The organism is Streptomyces sp. NPDC102279, assembly GCF_044766365.1.
In the GTDB taxonomy this organism is placed as follows: domain Bacteria; phylum Actinomycetota; class Actinomycetes; order Streptomycetales; family Streptomycetaceae; genus Streptomyces.
The window spans coordinates 92,350-113,036 of record NZ_JBIWLU010000016.1 but is presented as its reverse complement, the minus strand read 5'-3'; the positions used below and the strand labels follow the sequence as shown (position 1 = coordinate 113,036).

The 20,687-nt window shown below is 72.4% G+C and carries 22 protein-coding genes; 14 read left to right on the top strand and 8 right to left on the bottom strand.

Annotation, left to right across the window (positions count from 1 at the left end):
* The first annotated feature begins 22 nt into the window (after positions 1-22).
* Both ACIRQH_RS34655 and ACIRQH_RS34650 read left to right on the top strand, forming a co-directional pair.
* Positions 23-610, top strand: coding sequence for a YciI family protein (locus tag ACIRQH_RS34655; protein ID WP_358820188.1), 588 nt, complete (start codon positions 23-25; stop codon positions 608-610).
* 163 nt (positions 611-773) lie between these two features.
* Positions 774-1,724 (top strand): hypothetical protein, encoded by a 951-nt coding sequence (locus ACIRQH_RS34650; protein ID WP_388934633.1) that lies wholly within the window; start codon positions 774-776, stop codon positions 1,722-1,724.
* 1 nt (position 1,725) lies between these two features.
* Here ACIRQH_RS34650 and ACIRQH_RS34645 read toward each other — a convergent pair whose 3' ends face one another.
* Positions 1,726-1,962 carry a hypothetical protein gene (locus ACIRQH_RS34645; protein WP_081220334.1) on the bottom strand — a complete coding sequence of 79 codons (237 nt, stop codon included), beginning with the start codon at positions 1,960-1,962 and terminating at the stop codon, positions 1,726-1,728.
* Between the two features lie 262 nt (positions 1,963-2,224).
* Here ACIRQH_RS34645 and ACIRQH_RS34640 point away from each other — a divergent pair, with 262 nt between their 5' ends.
* Positions 2,225-3,268, top strand: a complete 1,044-nt coding sequence (locus tag ACIRQH_RS34640) for an alpha/beta fold hydrolase (protein ID WP_404228787.1) — start codon at positions 2,225-2,227, stop codon at positions 3,266-3,268.
* Positions 3,269-3,280: 12 nt separating this feature from the next.
* Here the strand turns inward: ACIRQH_RS34640 and ACIRQH_RS34635 are convergent, their stop codons facing one another.
* Genes ACIRQH_RS34635 through ACIRQH_RS34625 form a run of 3 tightly spaced genes read right to left on the bottom strand, consistent with a single transcriptional unit; the run spans position 3,281 to position 5,788 of the window.
* Positions 3,281-4,552: an MAB_1171c family putative transporter gene (locus ACIRQH_RS34635; protein WP_404228785.1), complete on the bottom strand. Its 1,272-nt coding sequence runs from the start codon at positions 4,550-4,552 to the stop codon at positions 3,281-3,283.
* A gap of 13 nt (positions 4,553-4,565) precedes the next feature.
* Positions 4,566-5,096 carry a toxin-antitoxin system, toxin component gene (locus ACIRQH_RS34630; RefSeq protein ID WP_358820192.1) on the bottom strand — a complete coding sequence of 177 codons (531 nt, stop codon included), beginning with the start codon at positions 5,094-5,096 and terminating at the stop codon, positions 4,566-4,568.
* 32 nt (positions 5,097-5,128) lie between these two features.
* Positions 5,129-5,788, bottom strand: coding sequence for a helix-turn-helix transcriptional regulator (locus tag ACIRQH_RS34625; protein ID WP_358820193.1), 660 nt, complete (start codon positions 5,786-5,788; stop codon positions 5,129-5,131).
* A 269-nt stretch (positions 5,789-6,057) separates the two neighbouring features.
* On the opposite strand from ACIRQH_RS34625, the gene ACIRQH_RS34620 reads away from it, so the two are divergent.
* Positions 6,058-6,717 carry a hypothetical protein gene (locus tag ACIRQH_RS34620; RefSeq protein WP_388876711.1) on the top strand — a complete coding sequence of 220 codons (660 nt, stop codon included), beginning with the start codon at positions 6,058-6,060 and terminating at the stop codon, positions 6,715-6,717.
* A gap of 43 nt (positions 6,718-6,760) precedes the next feature.
* Here ACIRQH_RS34620 and ACIRQH_RS34615 read toward each other — a convergent pair whose 3' ends face one another.
* The gene (locus ACIRQH_RS34615) at positions 6,761-7,540 is read right to left on the bottom strand and encodes a cache domain-containing protein (RefSeq protein WP_388876713.1); all 780 of its coding nucleotides are present in this window, start codon (positions 7,538-7,540) and stop codon (positions 6,761-6,763) included.
* Positions 7,497-8,315 (bottom strand): FadR/GntR family transcriptional regulator, encoded by an 819-nt coding sequence (locus ACIRQH_RS34610; protein ID WP_388876715.1) that lies wholly within the window; start codon positions 8,313-8,315, stop codon positions 7,497-7,499. Before ACIRQH_RS34610 ends, ACIRQH_RS34615 begins: the two co-directional genes overlap by 44 nt.
* 121 nt (positions 8,316-8,436) lie before the next feature.
* On the opposite strand from ACIRQH_RS34610, the gene ACIRQH_RS34605 reads away from it, so the two are divergent.
* The 4 genes from ACIRQH_RS34605 to ACIRQH_RS34590 are packed head-to-tail and all read left to right on the top strand — an operon-like array spanning position 8,437 to position 12,431.
* The gene (locus ACIRQH_RS34605; RefSeq protein ID WP_388876718.1) at positions 8,437-9,474 is read left to right on the top strand and encodes an ABC transporter ATP-binding protein; all 1,038 of its coding nucleotides are present in this window, start codon (positions 8,437-8,439) and stop codon (positions 9,472-9,474) included.
* A 24-nt stretch (positions 9,475-9,498) separates the two neighbouring features.
* Positions 9,499-10,707: an ABC transporter substrate-binding protein gene (locus tag ACIRQH_RS34600; protein WP_404228780.1), complete on the top strand. Its 1,209-nt coding sequence runs from the start codon at positions 9,499-9,501 to the stop codon at positions 10,705-10,707.
* Between the two features lie 7 nt (positions 10,708-10,714).
* Positions 10,715-11,605, top strand: coding sequence for an ABC transporter permease (locus tag ACIRQH_RS34595; protein ID WP_358820199.1), 891 nt, complete (start codon positions 10,715-10,717; stop codon positions 11,603-11,605).
* 10 nt (positions 11,606-11,615) lie between these two features.
* Positions 11,616-12,431, top strand: a complete 816-nt coding sequence (locus ACIRQH_RS34590; RefSeq protein WP_404228777.1) for an ABC transporter permease — start codon at positions 11,616-11,618, stop codon at positions 12,429-12,431.
* A gap of 34 nt (positions 12,432-12,465) precedes the next feature.
* Here the strand turns inward: ACIRQH_RS34590 and ACIRQH_RS34585 are convergent, their stop codons facing one another.
* On the bottom strand, positions 12,466-13,089 hold the full coding sequence (locus ACIRQH_RS34585) for a hypothetical protein (RefSeq protein ID WP_404228774.1): 624 nt from the start codon (positions 13,087-13,089) through the stop codon (positions 12,466-12,468).
* A 185-nt stretch (positions 13,090-13,274) separates the two neighbouring features.
* Entirely contained in the window at positions 13,275-14,684 is a 1,410-nt protein-coding gene (locus tag ACIRQH_RS34580; RefSeq protein ID WP_404228771.1) for an aminopeptidase P family protein, read from the bottom strand.
* 161 nt (positions 14,685-14,845) lie between these two features.
* On the opposite strand from ACIRQH_RS34580, the gene ACIRQH_RS34575 reads away from it, so the two are divergent.
* From ACIRQH_RS34575 to ACIRQH_RS34550, 6 genes are all read left to right on the top strand, one after another.
* Complete coding sequence (locus tag ACIRQH_RS34575; protein ID WP_404228768.1) at positions 14,846-15,997, top strand: NAD(P)/FAD-dependent oxidoreductase; 1,152 nt, start codon at positions 14,846-14,848, stop codon at positions 15,995-15,997.
* Positions 15,994-16,326: a (2Fe-2S)-binding protein gene (locus ACIRQH_RS34570; RefSeq protein ID WP_388876735.1), complete on the top strand. Its 333-nt coding sequence runs from the start codon at positions 15,994-15,996 to the stop codon at positions 16,324-16,326. Before ACIRQH_RS34575 ends, ACIRQH_RS34570 begins: the two co-directional genes overlap by 4 nt.
* The gene (locus ACIRQH_RS34565; RefSeq protein ID WP_404228765.1) at positions 16,319-17,743 is read left to right on the top strand and encodes an FAD-dependent oxidoreductase; all 1,425 of its coding nucleotides are present in this window, start codon (positions 16,319-16,321) and stop codon (positions 17,741-17,743) included. Before ACIRQH_RS34570 ends, ACIRQH_RS34565 begins: the two co-directional genes overlap by 8 nt.
* Before the next feature lie 138 nt (positions 17,744-17,881).
* Positions 17,882-18,781, top strand: coding sequence for a dihydrodipicolinate synthase family protein (locus ACIRQH_RS34560; protein ID WP_388876740.1), 900 nt, complete (start codon positions 17,882-17,884; stop codon positions 18,779-18,781).
* A gap of 57 nt (positions 18,782-18,838) precedes the next feature.
* Positions 18,839-19,840, top strand: a complete 1,002-nt coding sequence (locus tag ACIRQH_RS34555) for a proline racemase family protein (protein ID WP_358820207.1) — start codon at positions 18,839-18,841, stop codon at positions 19,838-19,840.
* 107 nt (positions 19,841-19,947) lie between these two features.
* On the top strand, positions 19,948-20,637 hold the full coding sequence (locus ACIRQH_RS34550; RefSeq protein WP_358820208.1) for a GntR family transcriptional regulator: 690 nt from the start codon (positions 19,948-19,950) through the stop codon (positions 20,635-20,637).
* Positions 20,638-20,687: the final 50 nt, after the last annotated feature.

Genomic DNA, 20,687 nt, shown 5'->3' with positions numbered 1-20,687 from the left:
TCCGGTGGTACAGAGTGTGGTCATGGAGTTCTTCTGCTATCACCGCGACCGGGCCGGTTCCCTGGCGCTGCGCGACGAGTTGTTGGAGGACCACTGGTCCTACATGGACGGGTACGCGAAGGAGATGATCGCTCGCGGACCGACCCTCGCCGGAGCCGGTGAGGACGACGTTCCCACCGGCAGCGTGCACATCGTCGACCTGCCGGACGTGCGTGCCGCCCGCGCGTTCGCGTTCGACGAGCCGGGCTATCAGGCGGGCGTGTACCGGGACGTGATGCTGCGCCGGTGGCGGAACCTGCTGGGGCGCACCATGTGGGACTTCCCCGGCGGCCGGACCGGCGGCACGCGCTACCTGGTGCTCGGCCTCGGCGAGGGGCGGGAGGCCGACGCCTTCGAGGGTCCCGATCCGGTTCCTCCCACCGAGCGCGACGAGTTGATCGCGTACGGGCCCCTGCTGTCCGACGACGGGCGCACCTGGCTGGGGACGGCCGCGTTGGTGCGCGCGCCGGATCCCGACGCCGCTCGTGCGGTCCTCACGGCCGACCGGTCCGCCGCTGACCGTTACACCGAAGTCGAGGTTCACCTCTGGCAGTTCGGCGGCCGGTCGTGAACCGAGGTCGTGCGGTCGAGCCACGAGGCGGGCGCGGGAAGTGCGCCACGGCCGCATCCGGGCGTCGGCTCCCCAGGACCGCCCCGCCGTGACTTCCCCGGACGCCGGTCACCATGCCGCCGACCCACCTCGTCGACCGATCCCGTGCGAAAGAGGCAGCCACGTGGACGCCCTCTCCGTGACCCTGGTCTCCGCGGTGACCTCGGGTGCCGTCTCCCTGACGCTCGCGTGGCTGTCCAGCCGGCAGCAACGGCGCGACAGCGAGCGCGTCCAGCGGGAGACCCGGACCATGGCGTACCTCAACCCTCTCCGTTGGCACACCGCCGAGGTGCACCACCGGCTCTCCCTCTACGCCACCTCCGTGGAACACCACGGCTGCTACCCGCCCGCGCAGGTCCTCACCGAGCCGCGGGAGATGGAGGGCGAGGGCGCCGTCTGGTTCGCAGGGAAGGGTGTCGTCCTCGGGTCCAGCGTGTGGATGATCGCCTGCCTGTTCGCACAGATGACCCGAACCCGTCACGACCTGCCGTTCCTGCGGCTGGCCGGGAACGACGACACGCGGCTGCCCGGCCTGTTGCAGAAGGTGCACGCGGCCTTCGCCGCCTGCGAGATCTACTACGCGACGCAGTCCAGCATCGGCACGGACGCCCTCCTCGAACCCGAGGGACGGCTGCGCAGCTACCGGGAGTTCTGCGACCTGCTGGCGGAGCCCGAGCGCAGGGTGTGGGCCGATCCCCTCATCTGGTTCCTGATCGCCGTCGCGCACGGTGAGCGGCGTCCAGCGCTCCAACGGGCCCTGGACGCGCTCTCCGAACTGTCCGCGTTCCTCGACGACAGCCTCGCCGGAGGAGCGTCGCTCCGGGCACGTCACGGCGCCGAGATCCACCGGCCTCCCGGCCAATCTCCCGGCGCGGGCGCAGGCCCAGATGCGGGCGCAGGCGCGGGCGAAGGCCGTGGCCGGACTCCCGCCCTGCCGCCGAACACCATCCCGGCCCCCGGCCCCCGCCCCCGCCGCGATCCCGGCCCCCGCCTTGATCCCAGCCCCGGCCCGGGTCCTGGTCCCGCCCCCGCTCCGGGGACCGGACCCCACACCCCGACCCGGCCCCCGCAGTAGCTCACGACCAGCCCGGCTCGGGGCACCACGCCTGCAGCAGCCGGAAGAACTCCTCCTCGTTGCCCGCGAGTCCTGCCGCCGCCAGCGCCCGCTCCGCCTCGGCGAGGACGGCCGGCGGCACCATGGGTGGTCGGCCCCCGTCCGGCGGGCCGTCGAACGCTGCTCGAACCGTCTGGAGGAGACGGAGATAGGCCTGCACGGCGGCGCGTTCGTGTTCGGTCAGTACGGCGGTCGGCATCGGACGGCTCTCCCGGTCGGCTTGTCGTGACACTGGTCCTGGACCCAGCTTGCCGTCCACCACTGACAATCCGGTTTCGGTCCGCGCAGGTTCGCCCGCTTAGCGGAGGCGAAACCTCACGGAAATCCCTTGTGTGACAGGGGCCCTACGCTGGACAGAAGAGCTGAGGGCCGCCCACCGCACGGCCTCGGAGCCGTCTTCCCGACGGCTCGTGAACTGCGTCGGCCGCCCTCGCGGTGGCCCGGAACGGGGAGGCCGGCCCGTGGACGACTCACCACCCCCGCAGCCCCGGCGCACCCCTCGGCTGCGGTCCGTGAACGACGCGGAACTGCGCCTGCGTCACCGCGTCGTGCACGGCTACCGGCGCGCGTACCGGATGGCCGGCGAGGGCCCGGCGCTCGTCCTGATCCACGGCATCGGTGACTCCTCCGCCACCTGGGCCGACCTGATCCCCGACCTCGCCCGCAGCCACACGGTGATCGCACCCGACCTCCTCGGCCACGGCGCGTCCGACAAGCCGCGCGCCGACTACTCGGTGGCCGCCTACGCCAACGGCGTGCGCGATCTGCTGACGACCCTCGACATCGAGTCCGCCACGCTGGTCGGGCACTCGCTGGGCGGGGGAGTGGCGATGCAGTTCGCGTACCAGTTCCCCGAACGCACCGAGCGGCTGATCCTCGTGAGCGCGGGCGGTGTCGGCGGCGAGGTCAACCCCGTCCTGCGCGCCGTCTCCCTGCCCGGCGCGCATCTCGTGCTCTCCTCCCTGCAACTGCCCGGCATGCGCCTTCAGGTGGGGCTCTTCCTGCGCCTGATGCGGCTGCTCGACACCGATCTGGGCCAGGACGCACCGGAGTTGCTGAACCTGGTGGACGCGCTGCCCGACACGACGTCCCGCAGCGCGTTCATCCGGACCCTGCGTGCCGTCGTCGACTGGCGCGGCCAGGCGGTCACCATGCTCGACCGCTGCTACCTCACCGAGGGCATGCCCACCATGCTCCTGTGGGGCGACCGGGACAGTGTGGTGCCGGTGCGGCACGCCTACGGTGCCCACGAGGCCATGCCGGGCAGCCGGCTGGAGATCTTCGAGGGCGCCGGCCACTTCCCGTTCCACAGTGATCCGGCCCGCTTCCTCGCCCTGGTCGAGGAGTTCACGACCGGTACGCGTCCCGCCGACTGGAGCCGCGAGCACTGGCGCGAACTGCTGCGCGCCGGACGCCCGGGCACGGCGGCGGGGGAGCCGGACAGCGCCAGGAACCGTGCGCTGGAGAGGGATCTGCGTGAGGCGAGCGAACGCAGCGCCACCTGAGCCGGGTCGCGGTCAGGCGCCGCGGCCCTTGTCGGCGGCGGCGGCCCCGGCCGTCCCCGCGGACTCGATCGCCGGGTCGGCGGGGCAGCCCGCGTCCCCGGCCCGGCCGCGTGCCGCCGCCACGACCGCCGACTCGCGCAGCGCGATCGACATGCGGACGAGATCACGTGGACCGTCGCTGTGCACGGACGAGGTGTCCGCGGCGCCCTGCGCGATGGACGCGTCCACCGTGCTGATGACCCTGCCGTCGGGGTCGGCCGCCCGCGCGCGCACCGCGGCCGTCACCATCGCGGCGTCGGCCTCTGCCTGCGCGTCGCCGGGGGAGGAGCCGGCGGCGACCGCGGCGTCGTAGGCCCGGGAGCGCAGGGCGGAGTCGAAGTACGGATAGAGGCTGAGCATGCCGTCGTGGATGTCGGACTCGCGCTGTGTGACCTGGAGTTCGGCGGGCGACCACCAGGAGATGCGCACCGCGCGGTCCTCCGGGGCGGCGACCGGGCGCAGTTCCCGCCACAGCGGCCCGAGCAGTCGGTAGGTCGACCAGGTGTTCCAGCTGTCCCCGATGCGCCGGCAGGCCAGCGGCACACAGAAGCCGACCGCGGTGAGCTGGGCACCGGCCGAGGCCAGGACGGGTGCCACGTTGGTGCTCAGGCCGTCCAGGTCGCCGCCGTTCCAGCGGGCCACCACGGCGGCGAACTTGGCTGCCGAGTAGGGGATGTTGAACAGGGAGCCGAGCGCGATGATCACCAGTCCGGCGCGCAGCCGGCCGCGGACCTGCGCGGCCCAGCGCCAGCACATGACGTTCATCGCGATCCCCGCGACGGACAGCGACACGAGGTAGAGCACGATCATTTCGCGGATGAACGGGGTGTTGGCGTAGTAGGTGTCGAGATCGCGCAGCCGTTCGACGGGCGCCTCACCCAGGACGAACAGCGCGATCAGGGCCACGCCGACCATCGTGTAGCCGAGGATCCAGCGGCGGGTGAGACGTCGGGTCACCTCGGGCGGTCCGCCGCGCCAGTTGATGATCAGCACCAGACAGGAGGCGCTGAAGGCGCTCAACAGGCAGTAGACCAGGGGACCGGAGATGTTCGGTATCCCGGTGGCGTCGTTGACGGCGGCGATGGTCGGCGGGGCGGCGAAGAGGAAGACCAGCCCCGCGAGAGCCAGCAGGACGCCCACGGCACGCAGCAGAGGATCGCGCCAGCCGCGCAGCAGCGCGGGCCCCTTGAAGGTGAGGGCGGCGCCCATGGCGACGGCGGGGATGTAGTAGCTGGATCCGTCCATGGTCGCGGGACCTTCAGCCCCGCGGTCCGCGGTAGCCCAGGGACGCCTCGATGCGGCCCGCCAGCCCGTCACGCTGCACCGGGCCGCGCAGTGACGAACCCGCCAGCCAGGTACGGCACTTGCTGGCGAGCAGCAGACCGAAGCTCTCGGCCTCCTTCTCGTCGGCGAGGTCGAAGCGGGTACGGGCGGCCACCTTGAGGACGGTCGCCCGGAGGTCGGCGCCCTCGCTCAGTAAGCGTGCCGCGACGGCGGCGCCCCCGACGTGATGACTGCAGTGGCCGGCCTTCATGTGCCACAGTTCGTGGCCGAGGATGACCAACTGGTGGTCCGGCGCGGTGCGTTCCTCGATGACGACGAGGTCCTGCTCGGCCATGTCGAGCCACAGGCCGCTGGCGGTGCCGGGCGGGAAGGAAGCCGTGCGGAACCGGACGGGACGGCCGCGGCGTCTGCTCATCGCGCCGCACAGCGCCGCGTAGAGGTCGGCGGGTGCCGCCGGTGCCGGGAGCGACAGCTCCGCGACCAGCTCGCCGCACAGACGTCGCATGTCCCTTCCGATGCCCACGGATCTCCCCCGGCTCACGACTCTGGCCGCTTGACGCTCTCCAGGAGCATGTCCAGCCACTCGGCGACCTTGTCCCGGTGCTGGTCGGTGGGCAACTGAGCGGCCCGCCAGGCGATTCCGCGGACTCCGTGATCGAGGAGCAGCCGCTCCAGCGGATCGGCCGCGGTGACGGTGGCCGCCGCCCGTTCGCGGTCGGCGAGTCGCTGCAGGAGTTCCTGCTCGGATCGCTGGAGGGCGCCCACGAGCGCTTCGGAGTCCTCCGCGGTCAGGAATCCGGCGTGCACGCGGAAGAATCGCTGGATGGCGTCGCAGTGCTCCATGGTGGGGCGCCGGTCGCCGTTGATGAGGGCGCCCGCCTGCTGGCGCGACATTCCGGCGCCGTCCGCGATCTCCTGCTGGGTGTGGCGGCGCCCGTTGGGCTTGAGCCGGGTGCGGCGCAGCAGGTCGAGTCGTTGCAAAAAGCGGGCCTGCAGGTCGGGTTCACCGGCGGGGCGGCCGCCGAGCAGGGTCTTGACCACGGGCTCGGGAACACCGGATTCGGCCGACAGCCGCCGGACGTCGAAGACCTCGGCGTGCTGCACGCCGAGCCGGTCGGCGAGTGTGGTGACCCGGGCCACGACGGCCTGCAGCAGAACCGTCGCCGTGGCGCCCGGAACCTCGAAGCCATCCGTCACCGACAGATCTCCTACGTCTCTCTCAGGTCGCTCTCACGAAGGTCGGGAACCATCCGGACGCGAAGGCCAGGACGCGTCCCGGCGCGAAGACCGGGGACCATGCGGAGCGTAGCCCCTTGCTCGAACTCACATCCAGGTCTCGCCACAACTGTGGCGAGATTCAGCCGTCAACAAGCGCCAAATGCCACGATAGTTGACACGCCTGCGCCCTGGGCAGCAGGATCGGTGCGCCGCGTGAAGGCCGCAGAGGCAAGAGGGGTGACCTCCCGATGGCGTACCAGGCAGGAAGGCAGCGGTCCCAGCCGCGACCTGTCCCCGAGAGTCTCGAAGCTCAGGCGTACCTCCAGGACTACGCGAGCCTGCTCGAGGCCGTCCCGTTCCCCTCCGTGGTGTTCGACCACCGCTGGGACGTCGTGCTGTCCAACGCCGGGTTCGAGACACTTTTCGGCGGCGTCGGCGCGCACCCGACCGCCATGCCGGGGGACAACTTCCTGCGTTTCGTCCTGTTCCATCCGGACGCCGCCACGGTCCTCGGCGAGCACGAGTCGAGCTGGTGCCTGCCCATGCTCGCGCACTTCGCGGCGGCCGTCGAGCAGCACGGACAGGACCGCGGACTCCTGTCGATCCGCCGGGACATCGCCCAGGACCCGATCATGGACGCGGCCTATCGACACGGTCTGCCGCACTGGATCCGCGCGGTCGGCCCGGGCGCGGTCCAGCACGACGGCGCGGTGCGCCCGGTCGTGCACCCGGACCCGCGCTGGGGCAGCACCGACTGCCGCATCGTCGACGACACCCCCAAAACCCTTCAGGACATGGGCTATACGCGGATGACGCTCGTCCTGCGCGAGGCGGTCCGGCCGGCTCCGAGCGGCCCCGGCAAGGCGCGCACCACCCGCAACGGCGCCGCGGAACTGCGCGCGGTCTGAGCCGTCGAGCCCGGTTCCCGGGTGCGATCCCGCGGACGCCGTCTCAGCCGGCCGGCGTCACCAGCACGAGCGGTACGCCGTCGCACGGGACGAGCCGCATCGCCTCGAAGCGCGCGCTCCGGGCGGCGGTCAGCACGGACCCGAAGTCCGGTCCCTTGGTGAGTGATCCGGCCAGATGCTCCGGGTCGGCGGAGGCGGCCACCCGGCCCCGCGCGTTGACCAGATGGGCGGCCCCGGACAGCCGCTGCAGGAGCGGCACGACGGCGCCCTCGAAGTGCCGCAGATACACGTCGGCCGCCGCCACCCCCACGAACCGGCCCTCCACGTGGACGGGGGCGGACAGGGTCAGGCTGTACTCGTCGGAACAGAGGTAGTCGACGTACGGCCCGGCCACCGCGCGCCGCCCGGTGTCCCGCGGGAGCGCGAACCAGTCCCAGTGCGTGTAGTCGGAGTACGCGGAGTGCGCCGGGTCGAGATCGAGCAGCAGCGGCCGTACGTTCCCGTCGGCGCCCTGCTGCCACCACTCCAGCCACGCCGGTACGTCACCGAGCAGGCCCGGCGCCGCCACGAAGCCGACGCCCGACACCAACTCCTGCCTGACGAGCCGCAGATGGAGCCCGGGACGCAGCGCGGCGAGGTCCACCGTGGCGGGACGGCGGCCCTGCGCGGCCACCCGGGTGAGCAGCGCGGTCGTCTCGTCCCGGGTCTCGGCGACCGCGGCGAAGACGGCCTCCAGTGTCGAGCGGACCTGGGCGGCGACGGCCGCCTCGGGACCGCCGTCAAGCGTTGCGGTTGCGCCGACCGGGCCGGGGCTCCTGCTCATGGGTGCCCTCCAGCGGACGGGAGCCGGACGCGGTGCGAGGCATCGCCAGACGCAGGCCGATGAGCCGCGCCGTCGAGTCCTGTACGCACCGCTCGGCCAGCGCTCTGGCCGAATCGTGGGCCCCATCTTGCACCGCCGAGATTACGGAGCGGTGACGGTCTGCGACTTCTTCACGATATTCGTCGTCCCCGAGCACCAGGCACATCAGCGCCCCCACCTCGGTCTGGAGCGCGACCTGTTCACGGGTCAGCCGGGCGGACTGTGCCGCCGCGGCGAGTTCGACGTGGAAGCGGCCGTAGACGCGGCTGCGGGCGGCGGCGTCCTCGGCCGACGACAGCTCGTCCAGGGTGCGCCGCAGCGCCCGCAGATCGTCCGGTTCGGTGCGCTGTGCCGCGAGCCGGGCGGCGGCACCGGAGACGGCGGCCCAGTGGTCCCCGAGGTCGCGCAGCTCCTCGGTGCTCCAGCCGGCCAGCCGGACCCGCAGCCGGTCCTCGCCGGGGACCTCGGGCAGGGAGACGAAGCTGCCGCCGCCGCGTCCGCGCCGCGTGGTGACCAGTCCCTGCTGGCGGAGGGCCATGAGCGCCTCGCGCAGGGTGACCGTGGACACGCCGAGCTGCCCGGCCAGCTCCATCTCGCCGGGGAGCTGCTCGCCGTCGGCGAGCAGCCCGAGCTCGATGGCGTCGCCGATCCGGTGCACCACCGTCTCGACGCGGGCGCGGTTGTCCACGGGAGTGAAGACGGCTCTGCGGACGCCGTCGTCCCTGTGTTGCTTCACGGTCACCACCTTGTGCGTTGACTCAACCTTTACTCTAAAGGGGTCTTGAGATTTGAACTATGACTTCATATCTTTCCGGTCAGTGTTGCAACGCGCCACCGCACCAGAAAGGTTCCCGCCCATGGAGGCACAGGCGATCCGGCTCCAGGGCCTGCGCAAGGCGTTCGGCAGCGCGACCGCCGTGGCCGGAGTCGATCTGGAGATAGCCGACGGCGAGTTCTTCTCGATGCTCGGCCCGTCCGGCTCCGGAAAGACGACCGTGCTGCGGATGATCGCCGGGTTCGAGCGTCCGACGGCCGGCCGGATCGAGCTGGCCGGCCGGGATGTCACCGGTCTCGCGCCCTTCGAACGGGACGTCCACACCGTCTTCCAGGACTACGCCCTCTTCCCGCACATGACGGTGGAACAGAACGTCGCCTACGGCCTGAAGGTCCGCAAGGTGCCCAAGGCGGAGCGGCTGGTACGGGCCCGCAAGGCGCTCGCCGACGTCCGCCTCGAAGGGTTCGGCCGGCGCCGCCCGAGTCAGCTCTCCGGCGGCCAGCGCCAGCGCGTCGCCCTCGCCAGGGCCCTCGTCGGCCGCCCCGGCGTCCTGCTGCTCGACGAACCGCTCGGCGCCCTCGACCTCAAGCTGCGCGAGCAGATGCAGGTCGAACTCAAGGCGATCCAGCGCGAGGTCGGCATCACCTTCGTGTTCGTCACCCACGACCAGGAGGAGGCCCTGACGATGAGCGACCGCATCGCCGTCTTCCACCAGGGCCGCATCGAACAGGTCGGCACCCCGGCCGAGATCTACGAACGCCCCGCCACCCCGTTCGTCGCGGGATTCGTCGGCACCTCCAACCTGCTGGAGGGCCAGTCCGCCCGGCAGGTCGTCGGCTCCCCGGGCACCTACAGCGTCCGGCCCGAGAAGATCCGCCTCCTCGCAGAGTCCGCCGAGGCCGACGAGCCGGAGCACTCCAGCACCACCGGCACCGTCGCCGAGGTCGTCTACCTGGGTGACTCCACCCGCTTCCTGGTGGACCTCGACGCCGGCGGCCGCCTCACCGCGCTCCAGCAGAACCTGGACACCTCCTCCGAGGACGTCGCCGCCCTGCGCGGCACCCGGGTCCGCCTCCGGTGGCACCACCGCCACTCGGTCCGGGTCCCCGACCCCAGCTGACCTCCCGCTCAGTCCCCGTCACGTATGGAGTACGTCGTGCCCCTCACCCCAACCCTCCGGGCCGCCGCCGCCGTCGCGGTGCTCCTCGCGGCCACCGCCTGCGGATCCTCCGACTCCGGCTCCTCCTCGGCCGGCGGCCTCAACCCGCCCGACCTCAAGGCCCCCACGAAGCTCGGCACGACGGAGGGGCAGGTCAATCTGATCGCCTGGGCCGGCTACGTCGAGGACGGGTCCAACGACCCGAAGGTCGACTGGGTCGGCGACTTCGAGAAGCGGACCGGCTGCCAGGTCAACTCCAAGGTGGCCGCCAGCTCCGACGAGATGGTCAAGCTGATGAAGACCGGCCAGTACGACGCGGTCTCCGCCTCCGGCGACGCCTCCCTGCGCCTGATCGCCTCGGGCGACGCGGCCCCCGTCAACACCGGCCTCGTACCGAACTACAAGGACGTCTTCAGCGGTCTGAAGAAGGGCGCCTGGAACTCCGTCGACGGCCAGATGTACGGCATCCCGCACGGCCGGGGCGCCAACCTCCTGATGTACGACACCGGGAAGGTCAGGCCCGCGCCCACCTCCTGGTCCGCGGTGTTCGACGACGCCTCCGCGTACAAGGGCCACGTCACCGCGTACGACTCGCCCATCTACATAGCCGACGCGGCCCTCTATCTGAAGTCCGCCCGGCCCGAGTTGAAGATCAAGGACCCCTACGCCCTCGACCAGAAGCAGTTCGACGCGGCGGTCGCCCTGCTGAAGAAGCAGAGCGCGAACGTGGGGGAGTACTGGAGCGACTACCTGAAGGAGATCTCCGCGTTCAAGAGCGGCGACTCCGTCATCGGCACGAGCTGGCAGGTCATCGCCAACCTCACCGCCGACGAGGGCGCCAAGGTGAAGGCGTTCGTGCCCGAGGAGGGCTCCACCGGCTGGTCCGACACCTGGATGGTCTCGGCCAAGGCCAAGCACCCCAACTGCGCCTACAAGTGGATGGACTGGATCATCTCCCCGAAGGTGAACGCCCAGGTCGCCGAGTACTTCGGTGAGGCGCCCGCCAACTCCAAGGCCTGCGCGGACACCAGCGACAGCACCTTCTGCGACACCTTCCACGCCGCCGACGAGAGCTACTGGAAGAACATCGCCTTCTGGAACACGCCCATCGAGCAGTGCCTGGACGGCCGCACGGACGTCACGTGCGTCCCGTACGCCAAGTGGGTCCAGGCCTGGACCGAGATCAAGGGCTGACGAAGCGATGACCTCCCCCCTGCCGGCCGCCGGACGCTCCCCCGTCCGGCGGCTCGCCGGGACCCTGCACCGGCACTCCCGGCTGCGGCTGTCCCTGCTTCTGGCCGCGCCGCTGCTGTGGCTCGCGGTGCTCTATCTCGGTTCGCTGGCCGTGCTGTTCGTCTCCGCGTTCTGGACGACCGACTCCTTCACCTCGGAGGTCGTCAGGGTCTGGTCGACGGACAACTTCCGCGAGCTGTTCACCACGCCCGTCTTCCGGCAGGTCGTCCTGCGCAGCATCGGCGTCGCCCTCGCGGTCACCGTCCTGTGCGCCCTGATCGCCTTCCCCGTCGCCTTCTACACGGCCCGCGTCGCCCGACCCCGGTGGCGCCCGCTGCTCGTCGTCGCCATCCTCACCCCGCTGTGGGCGAGTTACCTCGTCAAGGTCTACGCCTGGCGGCTGATCCTCTCCCAAGGAGGCCTGGCCGACTGGATGCTGCGGCCCTTCGGGCTCAGCGGCCCAGGGTTCGGCCTGACCGCGGCGATCATCGCGCTGACCTACCTCTGGCTGCCGTACATGATCCTGCCGATCCACACGGCACTGGAGCAGCTGCCCGCCAACCTCCTCGACGCGTCGGCCGACCTGGGCGCCGGGGCGGGCCGTACCTTCCGCTCCGTGGTGCTGCCGATGGTCCTGCCGTCCGTGGCCGCCGGTTCGGTCTTCACCTTCTCGCTCAGCCTCGGCGACTACATCACCGTGCAGATCGTCGGCGGAAAGACCCAGCTCATCGGCAACGTCGTCTACTCCAACATCGAACTGAACCTGCCCATGGCCGCCGCGCTCGGCACGGTCCCCGTCGTGGTCATCGTGGTGTACCTCCTCGCGATGCGCCGCACGGGCGCCCTGAGCAGTCTCTGAGGAGCCCGCTGTGCAACTCTCCCGTCCCGCGCGCATCGCCCTGCGCGTCGCCGCCGGGCTCGGCTTCGCGGTCATCTACGTGCCGCTCGCGCTCGTCCTGGTCAACTCCTTCAACCCGGACCGCAGTGCGAGCTGGCCGCCGTCCGGTCTCACCGTCCACTGGTGGTCGGCCGCCTGGGACAACGCGGGCGCCCGCGACGCCCTGTGGGTCTCGGTCAAGGCGGGCATCGGCGCCACGGCGATCGCCCTGGTGCTGGGCACCCTGATCGCCTTCGCGGTCGCCCGCCACCGCTTCTTCGGCCGCGGCGCCGTCTCCTTCGTGGTCGTGCTGCCGATCGCGCTGCCCGGCATCGTCACGGGCATCGCCCTCAACTCGGCGTTCAGCACGGTCCTCGAACCGCTCGGCGTCGGCCTCGGCATGTTCACCGTGATCGTCGGCCACGCGACCTTCTGCATCGTCGTCGTCTTCAACAACGTCGTCGCCCGGCTGCGCCGCACCTCCGGCAGTTACGAGGAGGCCGCGGCGGATCTGGGCGCGGACACCTTCCGCGCCTTCGCCGACGTCACGTTCCCGCTGGTGCGCTCGGCGCTGCTGGCCGGCGGGCTGCTCGCCTTCGCGCTGTCCTTCGACGAGATCGTCGTCACGACGTTCACGGCGGGGCCCGGGATCGAGACCCTGCCGATCTGGATCTTCAACAACATGACCCGTCCCCAGCAGGCACCGGTCGTGAACGTCGTCGCGGCCGTCCTCGTCCTGCTCTCGGTGATCCCGATCTACGTGGCCCAGCGGCTGTCGGCGGACACCGCCACCGCGAGCAGGATCTGACCGGGCCCGCACAGCGGGCCCACCCGCGCCCCGGTCATCGGGGCTGCGACCGCTGCCCGGGCCGGCCGGGGGCCGCCCCGTTCGACGCCGGGAGACCGGGACCGCCGGGGTTCGGGGCGGAGCGATCCGGGCCGGCGGCGTCCGGGGCCGCGGCGAGGAGGTCCCGCATGTGCCGCAACCGCCGCTGTCCACGGCCGCCGCCGACCACGGCCCAGGTCAGGAAGGCCGCCGTCAGCAACCCGAACCCGATCGTCTGCCGCGGTCCGGCCGTCAGGGCCGTCAGCACCACCACGCCGCCGAAGAGGAGGAAGAGGAACAGCAGGGCCGCCCCGCGATGCCGGGTCCGGTGCGCCCTCCGGTCCACCAGCTCCCGCATGGCCTCCTGCCGCTCCGGTTCGACGGGCACCTCACCCGTGCGCAACTGCCTCTCCAGAGCGACCAGTCCATCCGTCGAGCCCCCCGCGGCCCGCTTCTCCCGGGCGCGGATCCGCAGGGCGACCCACAGGGCGCCCACGGACGTGACGACGACACGGACCAGTACGCCCGGCACCGAACGCCCCGGATAGATCAGCAGCACGACCGCGGTGGCCGCCAGCCACGACAGGGCGAACTGGAACCACAGGTGCCGGGCCAGAAAGTCGGAGAGCTTCTCCATCATCGGTCTCCCCCTCCCGCGACGGTCTCCCCCGGAGCCCGCCCGCTCCGCGCACCGTGTGTACGCGGAGCCCTCCGACTACCCCTGAGGAAGCCCCGTACGCGGGCGAACAGCCGTCTGCCGCAAGCTCGTTGGACAGCGGGAGGTGTCCGGCGCCCGCCGGGCACGCGCCCCGGGACCCCCGCCGGCTATCCCGCGTGCTCCCGCATCCACGCCTCGACCTCGTCGGCAGAGCGCGGCAGAGCGCCCGACAGGTTCTCGTAGCCGTCCGCCGTGACCAGGAGGTCGTCCTCGATCCGGACGCCGATGCCGCGCCACTCCTCGGGGACCGTCAGGTCGTCCGGCTGGAAGTAGAGACCCGGCTCCACGGTGAGGACCATGCCCGGCTCCAGGACGCCGCCGACGTAGTCCTCGTTGCGGGCCCGCGCGCAGTCGTGCACGTCGAGGCCCAGCATGTGACCCGTGCCCGCCATGGTGAAGCGACGCTGCAGACCGAGGTCGAACGCCCGCTGCGCCGGGCCCTCGATGAGCCCCCAGGCCACCAGCCGCTCGGTCATCGACCACTGGGCGGCGTCGTGGAAGTCGCGGTACGGGGCGCCGGGCTTCACCACGGCCATGCCGGCCTCCTGCGCCGCGTACACCGCGTCGTAGATCTCGCGCTGCAGCGGTGTGAACGTGCCGCTGATCGGGAGGGTGCGGGTCACGTCGGCGGTGTAGAGCGTGCGGGTCTCCACGCCCGCGTCGAGAAGCAGCAGATCACCGGGTCGGACGGGCCCGTCGTTCTCCACCCAGTGCATGATCGTGGCGTGCTCGCCGGCCGCGCAGATCGAGCCGTAGCCGACGTCGTTGCCCTCGACGCGGGCGCGCCGGAAGAACGTGCCCTCGATCCACCGCTCCGAGGTGGCGACGGCCTGCGACAACTCCCTTACGACGTCGATGAATCCGCGCACCGTGGAGTCCACCGCCCGGCGCAGCTCGCCGATCTCCCACGCGTCCTTCACCAGCCGCAGCCCGGACAGCGCCTCCTCCAGCTCGGCGTCCCGCTCCTCGTCCGTGACGAGGGCCGCGTCGATCGCCGGGGCGTGGCCGCGCACGACGCGGGTCGGGACGCCGGTGTCCGCCAGGTCCTTGGAGAGCGTGCGGATGTCGCGGCAGGGGAGTCCGAGCACCTGCTCCGACTCGGCGAGGGAGCGGCGCCGGCCCATCCACAGCTCGGCCGTCATGCCCGTCCAGAACTCGTCGCTGTCCCGGCCGTCGCGGGGGAGCTGGTAGCAGTGCGCGTCGTGACCGCCGCCCGTGCGCGGCTCCAGCACCAACGCACCGTCGCGTGCCTGATCGCCCGTCATATGGACGTAGCCCGAGTACGCGCGGAACGGGTAGTGGGTGTCGTTCGACCTGTTCCTGAGGCCGCCGGACGGGATGACCAGCCGTTCACCCGGGAACAGGGCGGACAGCGCGGCGCGGCGCCGGGCCGCGTGCGCAGCCTGCTCGCCCGGCGGCAGGTCGGCGCGCTCGGTGCCGGCCCAGCCCGTACGCATCAGAGCGGACAGCTCGTCGGAGATTCCTCGGTAGAGACCGTTCTTCCGGGCCTTGGCCACGGCGGACACCTTCTTCTTCAGCTCGTCTCGGTCAGTTCGGGTCACGGCGGTCGGGGCGGCCCGGCGTGCCGCGGGAACGCGGCCGGCACGGCGCCCGCGAAGAGCGCCCGCCCTCGGCGCCGACCGTTCCGCACGACAGAAGCATGTGACATAGTACTGGCGTGAGCAAGCCCTTTACCTGCGATGTCGTGGTCGTCGGTGCCGGAATGGTGGGTGCCGCCTGCGCTCTGTACGCGGCTCGCGCCGGCCTCGACGTGGCCGTGGTGGACCGTGGCCCGGTCGCCGGCGGCACGACCGGCGCGGGCGAGGGGAACCTGCTCGTCTCCGACAAGGAACCCGGACCCGAGCTCGATCTGGCCCTGCTCTCCGGGCGGTTGTGGACCGACCTCGCCGAGGAGTACGCGGAGGCGATCGAGTACGAGGCCAAGGGAGGGGTCGTGGTGGCGTCGACCCCCGACGGGCTGGCCGCGCTGGAGAGGTTCGCGACCGGCCAGCGCGCGGCCGGTGTCCTGGCCGAGCCGGTCACCGCCGACCGGCTCCAGGACCTGGAGCCGTATCTGGCCCCCGGCCTGGCGGGCGCCGTGCACTACCCCCAGGACACCCAGGTGATGCCGGCCCTCGCCGCCGCCCATCTCGTACGGGCCTCGGGCGCGCGGCTGTTCACCGGGCGCACGGTGACCGAGGTCCTGCGGGCGCGGGACGGATCGGTCCGCGGGGTGCGCACCGACCGGGGCGACCTGCACGCGCCGGCCGTCGTGAACGCGGCGGGGACCTGGGGCCGCGAGGTGGCCTCCCGCGCCGGTGTCGGCCTTCCCGTACTGCCCCGCCGCGGTTTCGTCCTCGTCACCGAACCGCTGCCGCGCCGCGTGCGGCACAAGGTGTACGCGGCGGACTACGTCGCCGACGTGGCCAGCGACTCGGCCGCCCTCCAGACCTCACCGGTGGTGGAGGGAACGGCGGCCGGTCCGGTCCTGATCGGCGCCAGCCGTGAACGGGTCGGCTTCGACCGCTCGTTCTCGCTGCCCGTCGTCCGCGAACTCGCCGCCGGCGCCACCCGGCTCTTCCCCTTCCTGGCGGAGGTGCGCGCCCTGCGGAGCTATCTCGGCTTCCGGCCCTATCTGCCCGACCACCTGCCCGCGATCGGCCCGGACCCCCGGGCGCCCGGGCTCTTCCACGCCTGCGGTCACGAAGGCGCCGGGATCGGTCTGTCCACCGGGACCGGACACCTCATCGCGCAGGTCATGACCGGCGCGACACCCGACCTCGACCTCACGCCGTTCCGGCCCGACCGCTTCCCCGAGGAGGCCGCGTGAACCCGCTGGACCTGGCCGGGGCCGAGCCCGGACCCGCGTTCACCGTCACCCTCGACGGCCGGGAGATCGAGGCGCTGCCCGGCCGGACGGCGGCGGCCGCGCTGTGGGCCGCGGGCGTCACCTCCTGGCGCACCACCCGCGACTCCGGCCGGCCACGCGGTGTCTTCTGCGGCATCGGCGTCTGCTTCGACTGCCTCGTCACCGTCAACGACCGCCCCAACCAACGGGCCTGCCTGGTTCCGCTGGAGCCCGGCGACGCGATCCGCACCCAGGACGGCACCGGCCACGACGCGGGCCGCGGTCAGGAAGGCACGGGCCAAGATGACTGAGGGACGGCACCACCTCGCGGTGATCGGCGCGGGGCCGGCGGGGCTCGCCGCGTCCCTCGCCGCCGCGGCACGCGGGATCCACGTCACGCTGATCGACGCCTCGGCCACGGCGGGCGGCCAGTTCTACCGGCGCCCCGCCCCCGGCCTGCGCGCCCGGCGCCCCCGCGCCCTGCACCACCAGTGGCACGCCTGGGAACGGCTGGAGGAAGGGCTCGCACGGCACCTGGAGGCGGGCACGGTCGAGCACATGACGGACCGTCATGTCTGGCTGGTGGAACCGGCGGGGGCCGGGGCGGACGGCGGCGCGGCGCCGGGCTTCACGGTCCACGCCCTGCTGGGCCCGCTCCAGGAGCGCTCGGCCGTCGTGAGGGCGGACGCCGTGCTCCTCGCCACCGGCGGATACGAGAAGGTGCTGCCCTTTCCCGGCTGGACCCTCCCCGGCGTCGTGACGGCGGGCGGGGCCCAGGCCATGCTCAAGGGCGGGCTCGTCGTGCCGGGCCGTACCGCTGTTGTCGCCGGGACCGGGCCGCTGCTGCTGCCGGTGGCGACCGGACTGGCCGCCGCCGGGGTCGAGGTCGCCGCGCTGGTGGAGTCCGCCGGTCCGCGCGCCTTCGTCCGGGGGGCCGCCGCGCTGGCCGCGCAGCCCGCGAAGGTCGCCGAGGGCGCCCGGTACGCGGCTCAACTCCTGCGTCACCGGGTGCCGTTCGTCTCCCGCCACACCGTTGTCGAGGCGCATGGCGACGAGCGGCTCGAAGCCGTCACCGTCGCCGCGCTCGGCCCCGACGGACGGGTCGGGCCCGGCGCCGAACGGCGCATCCCCTGCGACACGCTCGCCGTGGGCCACGGGATGATCCCGCACACCGACCTCGCCGAAGGGCTCGGCTGCCGGATCGACGGGCTCCGGGTGGCCGTGGACGACGAGCAGCGCACCGACGTGCCCGGCGTCTGGGCCGCGGGGGAGGCGACCGGCATCGGCGGCTCCGCGCTCGCTCTGGCGGAGGGACACATCGCGGGCCGGTCGATCGCGGCCCGGCTCTCCGGCGCCGCACCCGACCCGCGCGCGACGACCCGCGCGATCCGGTCCCGTACGCGCCTGCGGGCCTTCGCCGCGACGCTCGACACGGTGTACGCGCCGCCCGCGCACTGGACGGACCAGGTCACCGACGACACCGTCGTGTGCCGCTGCGAGGAGGTCACGGGCGGCCGGATCCGCGAGGCCGTCGCCGACCTCGGGGCCGGCGACGTACGCACGGTGAAACTGCTCACCCGCGCCGGGATGGGATGGTGCCAGGGCCGGATGTGCGAACCGGCGGTGGCCGGCCTCACGGGCTGCGAACAGACGCCCGCTCGACGGCTGTTGGCGCGCCCCGTACCGCTCGGCGTGCTCGCGGCCGCCGGGGAGGAACCGGGTGAGTGAACGCGGGGTCCGGCCCGGCTCCGCCCGGCCGGGGGCCGCGCGCCGCCCGTAGCGCCCGCACCGCTCCCGGAACCCGACCAGGTCCCTTCGCCCTGGCTCAGTAAAATGTCACACCCTATCGAGAGGGATGAGTACGTCATGACGGTCACCCCCGACCACCGCCCCTGGCGCGGAGTCCTCGTCGCCACCGCGCTCCCGCTCAACGACGACCTCTCCGTGGACTACGACCGGTACGCCGAGCACTGCGCCTGGCTGGTCGAGAACGGCTGCGACGGAGTCGTGCCGAACGGCTCCCTCGGCGAGTACCAGGTGCTCACGCCCGAGGAGCGCGCCCGGGTCGTCGAGACCGCCGTCGCCGCGATCGGCGGGCACCGGGTGATGCCCGGAGTGGCCGCCTACGGCTCCGCGGAGGCCCGCCGCTGGGCCGAGCAGGCCGCCGAGGCGGGCTGCGGCGCCGTGATGCTGCTGCCTCCCAACGCCTACCGGGCCGACGAGCGGTCCGTCCTCGCCCACTACGCCGAGGTCGCCCGCGCGGGCGTTCCCGTCGTCGCGTACAACAACCCCATCGACACCAAGGTCGACCTGGTCCCCGAACTGCTCGCCGAGCTGTACGCGGCCGGCTCGGTCCAGGGCGTCAAGGAGTTCTCCGGCGACGTGCGGCGCGCCTACCGCATCGCCGAACTCGCCCCGGAACTCGATCTGTTGATCGGCGCCGACGACGTCCTGCTGGAACTGGCCGTGGCGGGCGCCAAGGGCTGGGTGGCCGGCTACCCGAACGCTCTGCCGCGGGCGAGCGTCGAGCTGTACCGCGCCGCCGTCGCCGGTGACCTCGACACGGCGGGCAAGCTCTACCGCCGGCTGCACCCGCTGCTGCGCTGGGACTCCCAGGTCGAGTTCGTCCAGGCCATCAAGCTGTCCATGGACATCGTCGGCCGACACGGCGGCCCGGTCCGCCCGCCCCGCGTACCCCTGCTGCCCGGACAGGAGGCGGCCGTCAGGTCGGCCACGGAACGGGCCGTGGCCGCCGGTCTCGCCTGAGCGGCGGGCCGCGCGCCCGTCCCGGTCCGTCCCCCGCCGACACCACCCAGGAGTGCCATGCGCAGCAAACTCGTCCTGCACGCCGTCGACTCGCACACCGAGGGCATGCCCACCCGGGTGATCACGGGAGGCATCGGCACGGTTCCGGGCGCGACGATGAACGAGCGGCGGCTGTACTTCCGTGAGCACCGCGACGACGTCAAGCAGCTCCTGATGAACGAGCCGCGCGGGCACGCGGCGATGAGCGGCGCCGTCCTCCAGCCCTCCACCCGGCCGGACTGCGACTTCGGCGTGATCTACATCGAGGTCTCCGGCTACCTCCCGATGTGCGGACACGGCACGATCGGTGTCGCGACCGTGCTGGTGGAGACGGGCATGGTCGAGGTCGTCGAGCCGGTCACCACGATCCGGCTCGACACCCCGGCGGGCGTCGTCGTCGCCGAGGTCGCGGTCGAGGACGGCGCGGCGAAGGAGGTGACGCTGCGGAACGTGCCCTCGTTCTCCGTCGGGCTCGACCTGAAGGCCACACTCGCCGACGGGCGCACGGTGACCTACGACCTGGCGTACGGCGGGAACTTCTACGCGATCCTGCCGCTGGAGCAGTTCGGTCTGCCCTTCGACCGCTCCCGCAAGGACGAGATCCTCGCGGCCGGACTGGCGCTGATGGACGCGGTCAACGACGAGGGTGAGCCCGTGCACCCCGAGGACCCGTCCATCCGCGGCTGCCACCACGTCCACCTGTACGCCCCCGGGGCCACGGCCCGTCTCTCGCGCCACGCGATGGCCATCCACCCCGGCTGGTTCGACCGGTCGCCGTGCGGGACGGGCACCAGCGCGCGCATGGCCCAGCTGCACGCGCGGGGCGAACTCCCGCTGCACACCGAGTTCGTGAACGAGTCGTTCATCGGGACACGGTTCACCGGACGGCTGCTCGGCGAGACCGAGGTGGCCGGGATCCCCGCGGTGCTGCCCAGCTTCACCGGCCGCGCGTGGATCACCGGGACGGCCCAGTACCTGCTCGACCCCACCGATCCGTTCCCGGCCGGGTTCGTCCTGTGAGCGGCCCGCCCCGGGGACGTAGATACTGGTGGTCCGAGTAGGACGTGACATGGCACCCGGCCGGTGCGGCGATACGGCGACGCACCGGCCCGTACGAGGAGACCCCGATGGCCGCCCAGCGCAGCAGCGCACCTTCCGCCGCTCCCGACCTGCCCTCACTGGGCGGGAGGCGGAGCAGCTATCGCGAGCGGGTGGCCGACGCGCTGCGGGCGGCCCTGATCGCGGGTGAACTACGGGCCGGTGAGGTCTACTCGGCGCCCACGCTGGCGGCGCGCTTCGGTGTCTCGGCGACGCCGGTCCGCGAGGCGATGCTCGATCTGGCCAAGGAGGGACTGGTCGACACGGTGCCGAACAAGGGGTTCCGGGTCACGGCGGTCTCCGAGCGGCAGCTCGACGAGTACACGCACATCCGCTCCCTCGTCGAGATCCCCACCGTCGTGCACCTGGCCACCACGGCGGACCCCGTCTCCCTGGAGGCACTGCGTCCCGCGGCCCGGGAGATCGTGACCGCCGCGGCGGCCGGCGACCTCATCGCCTACGTGGAGGCGGACATCCGTTTCCATCTCGGCCTGCTCGCCCTCGCGGGCAACGCGCACCTGGTGGAGGTCGTCGGCGACCTGAGGAAGCGCTCGCGGCTGTACGGGCTCACGGCGCTGGTCGAGGCGGGCCGGCTGGAGGCTTCGGCGGAAGAGCACCTGGAACTTCTCGACGCGCTCCTGGACCGCGACGAGCAGGCGGTGCGCGCGGTGATGACCCGCCACCTGGGACATGTCCGGGGGCTGTGGGCCGCGCCCTGAGGGGGCGCCGCGAGGCCGTCCGTGAAGTGGCTGGTCTGTTACGCAAGCAG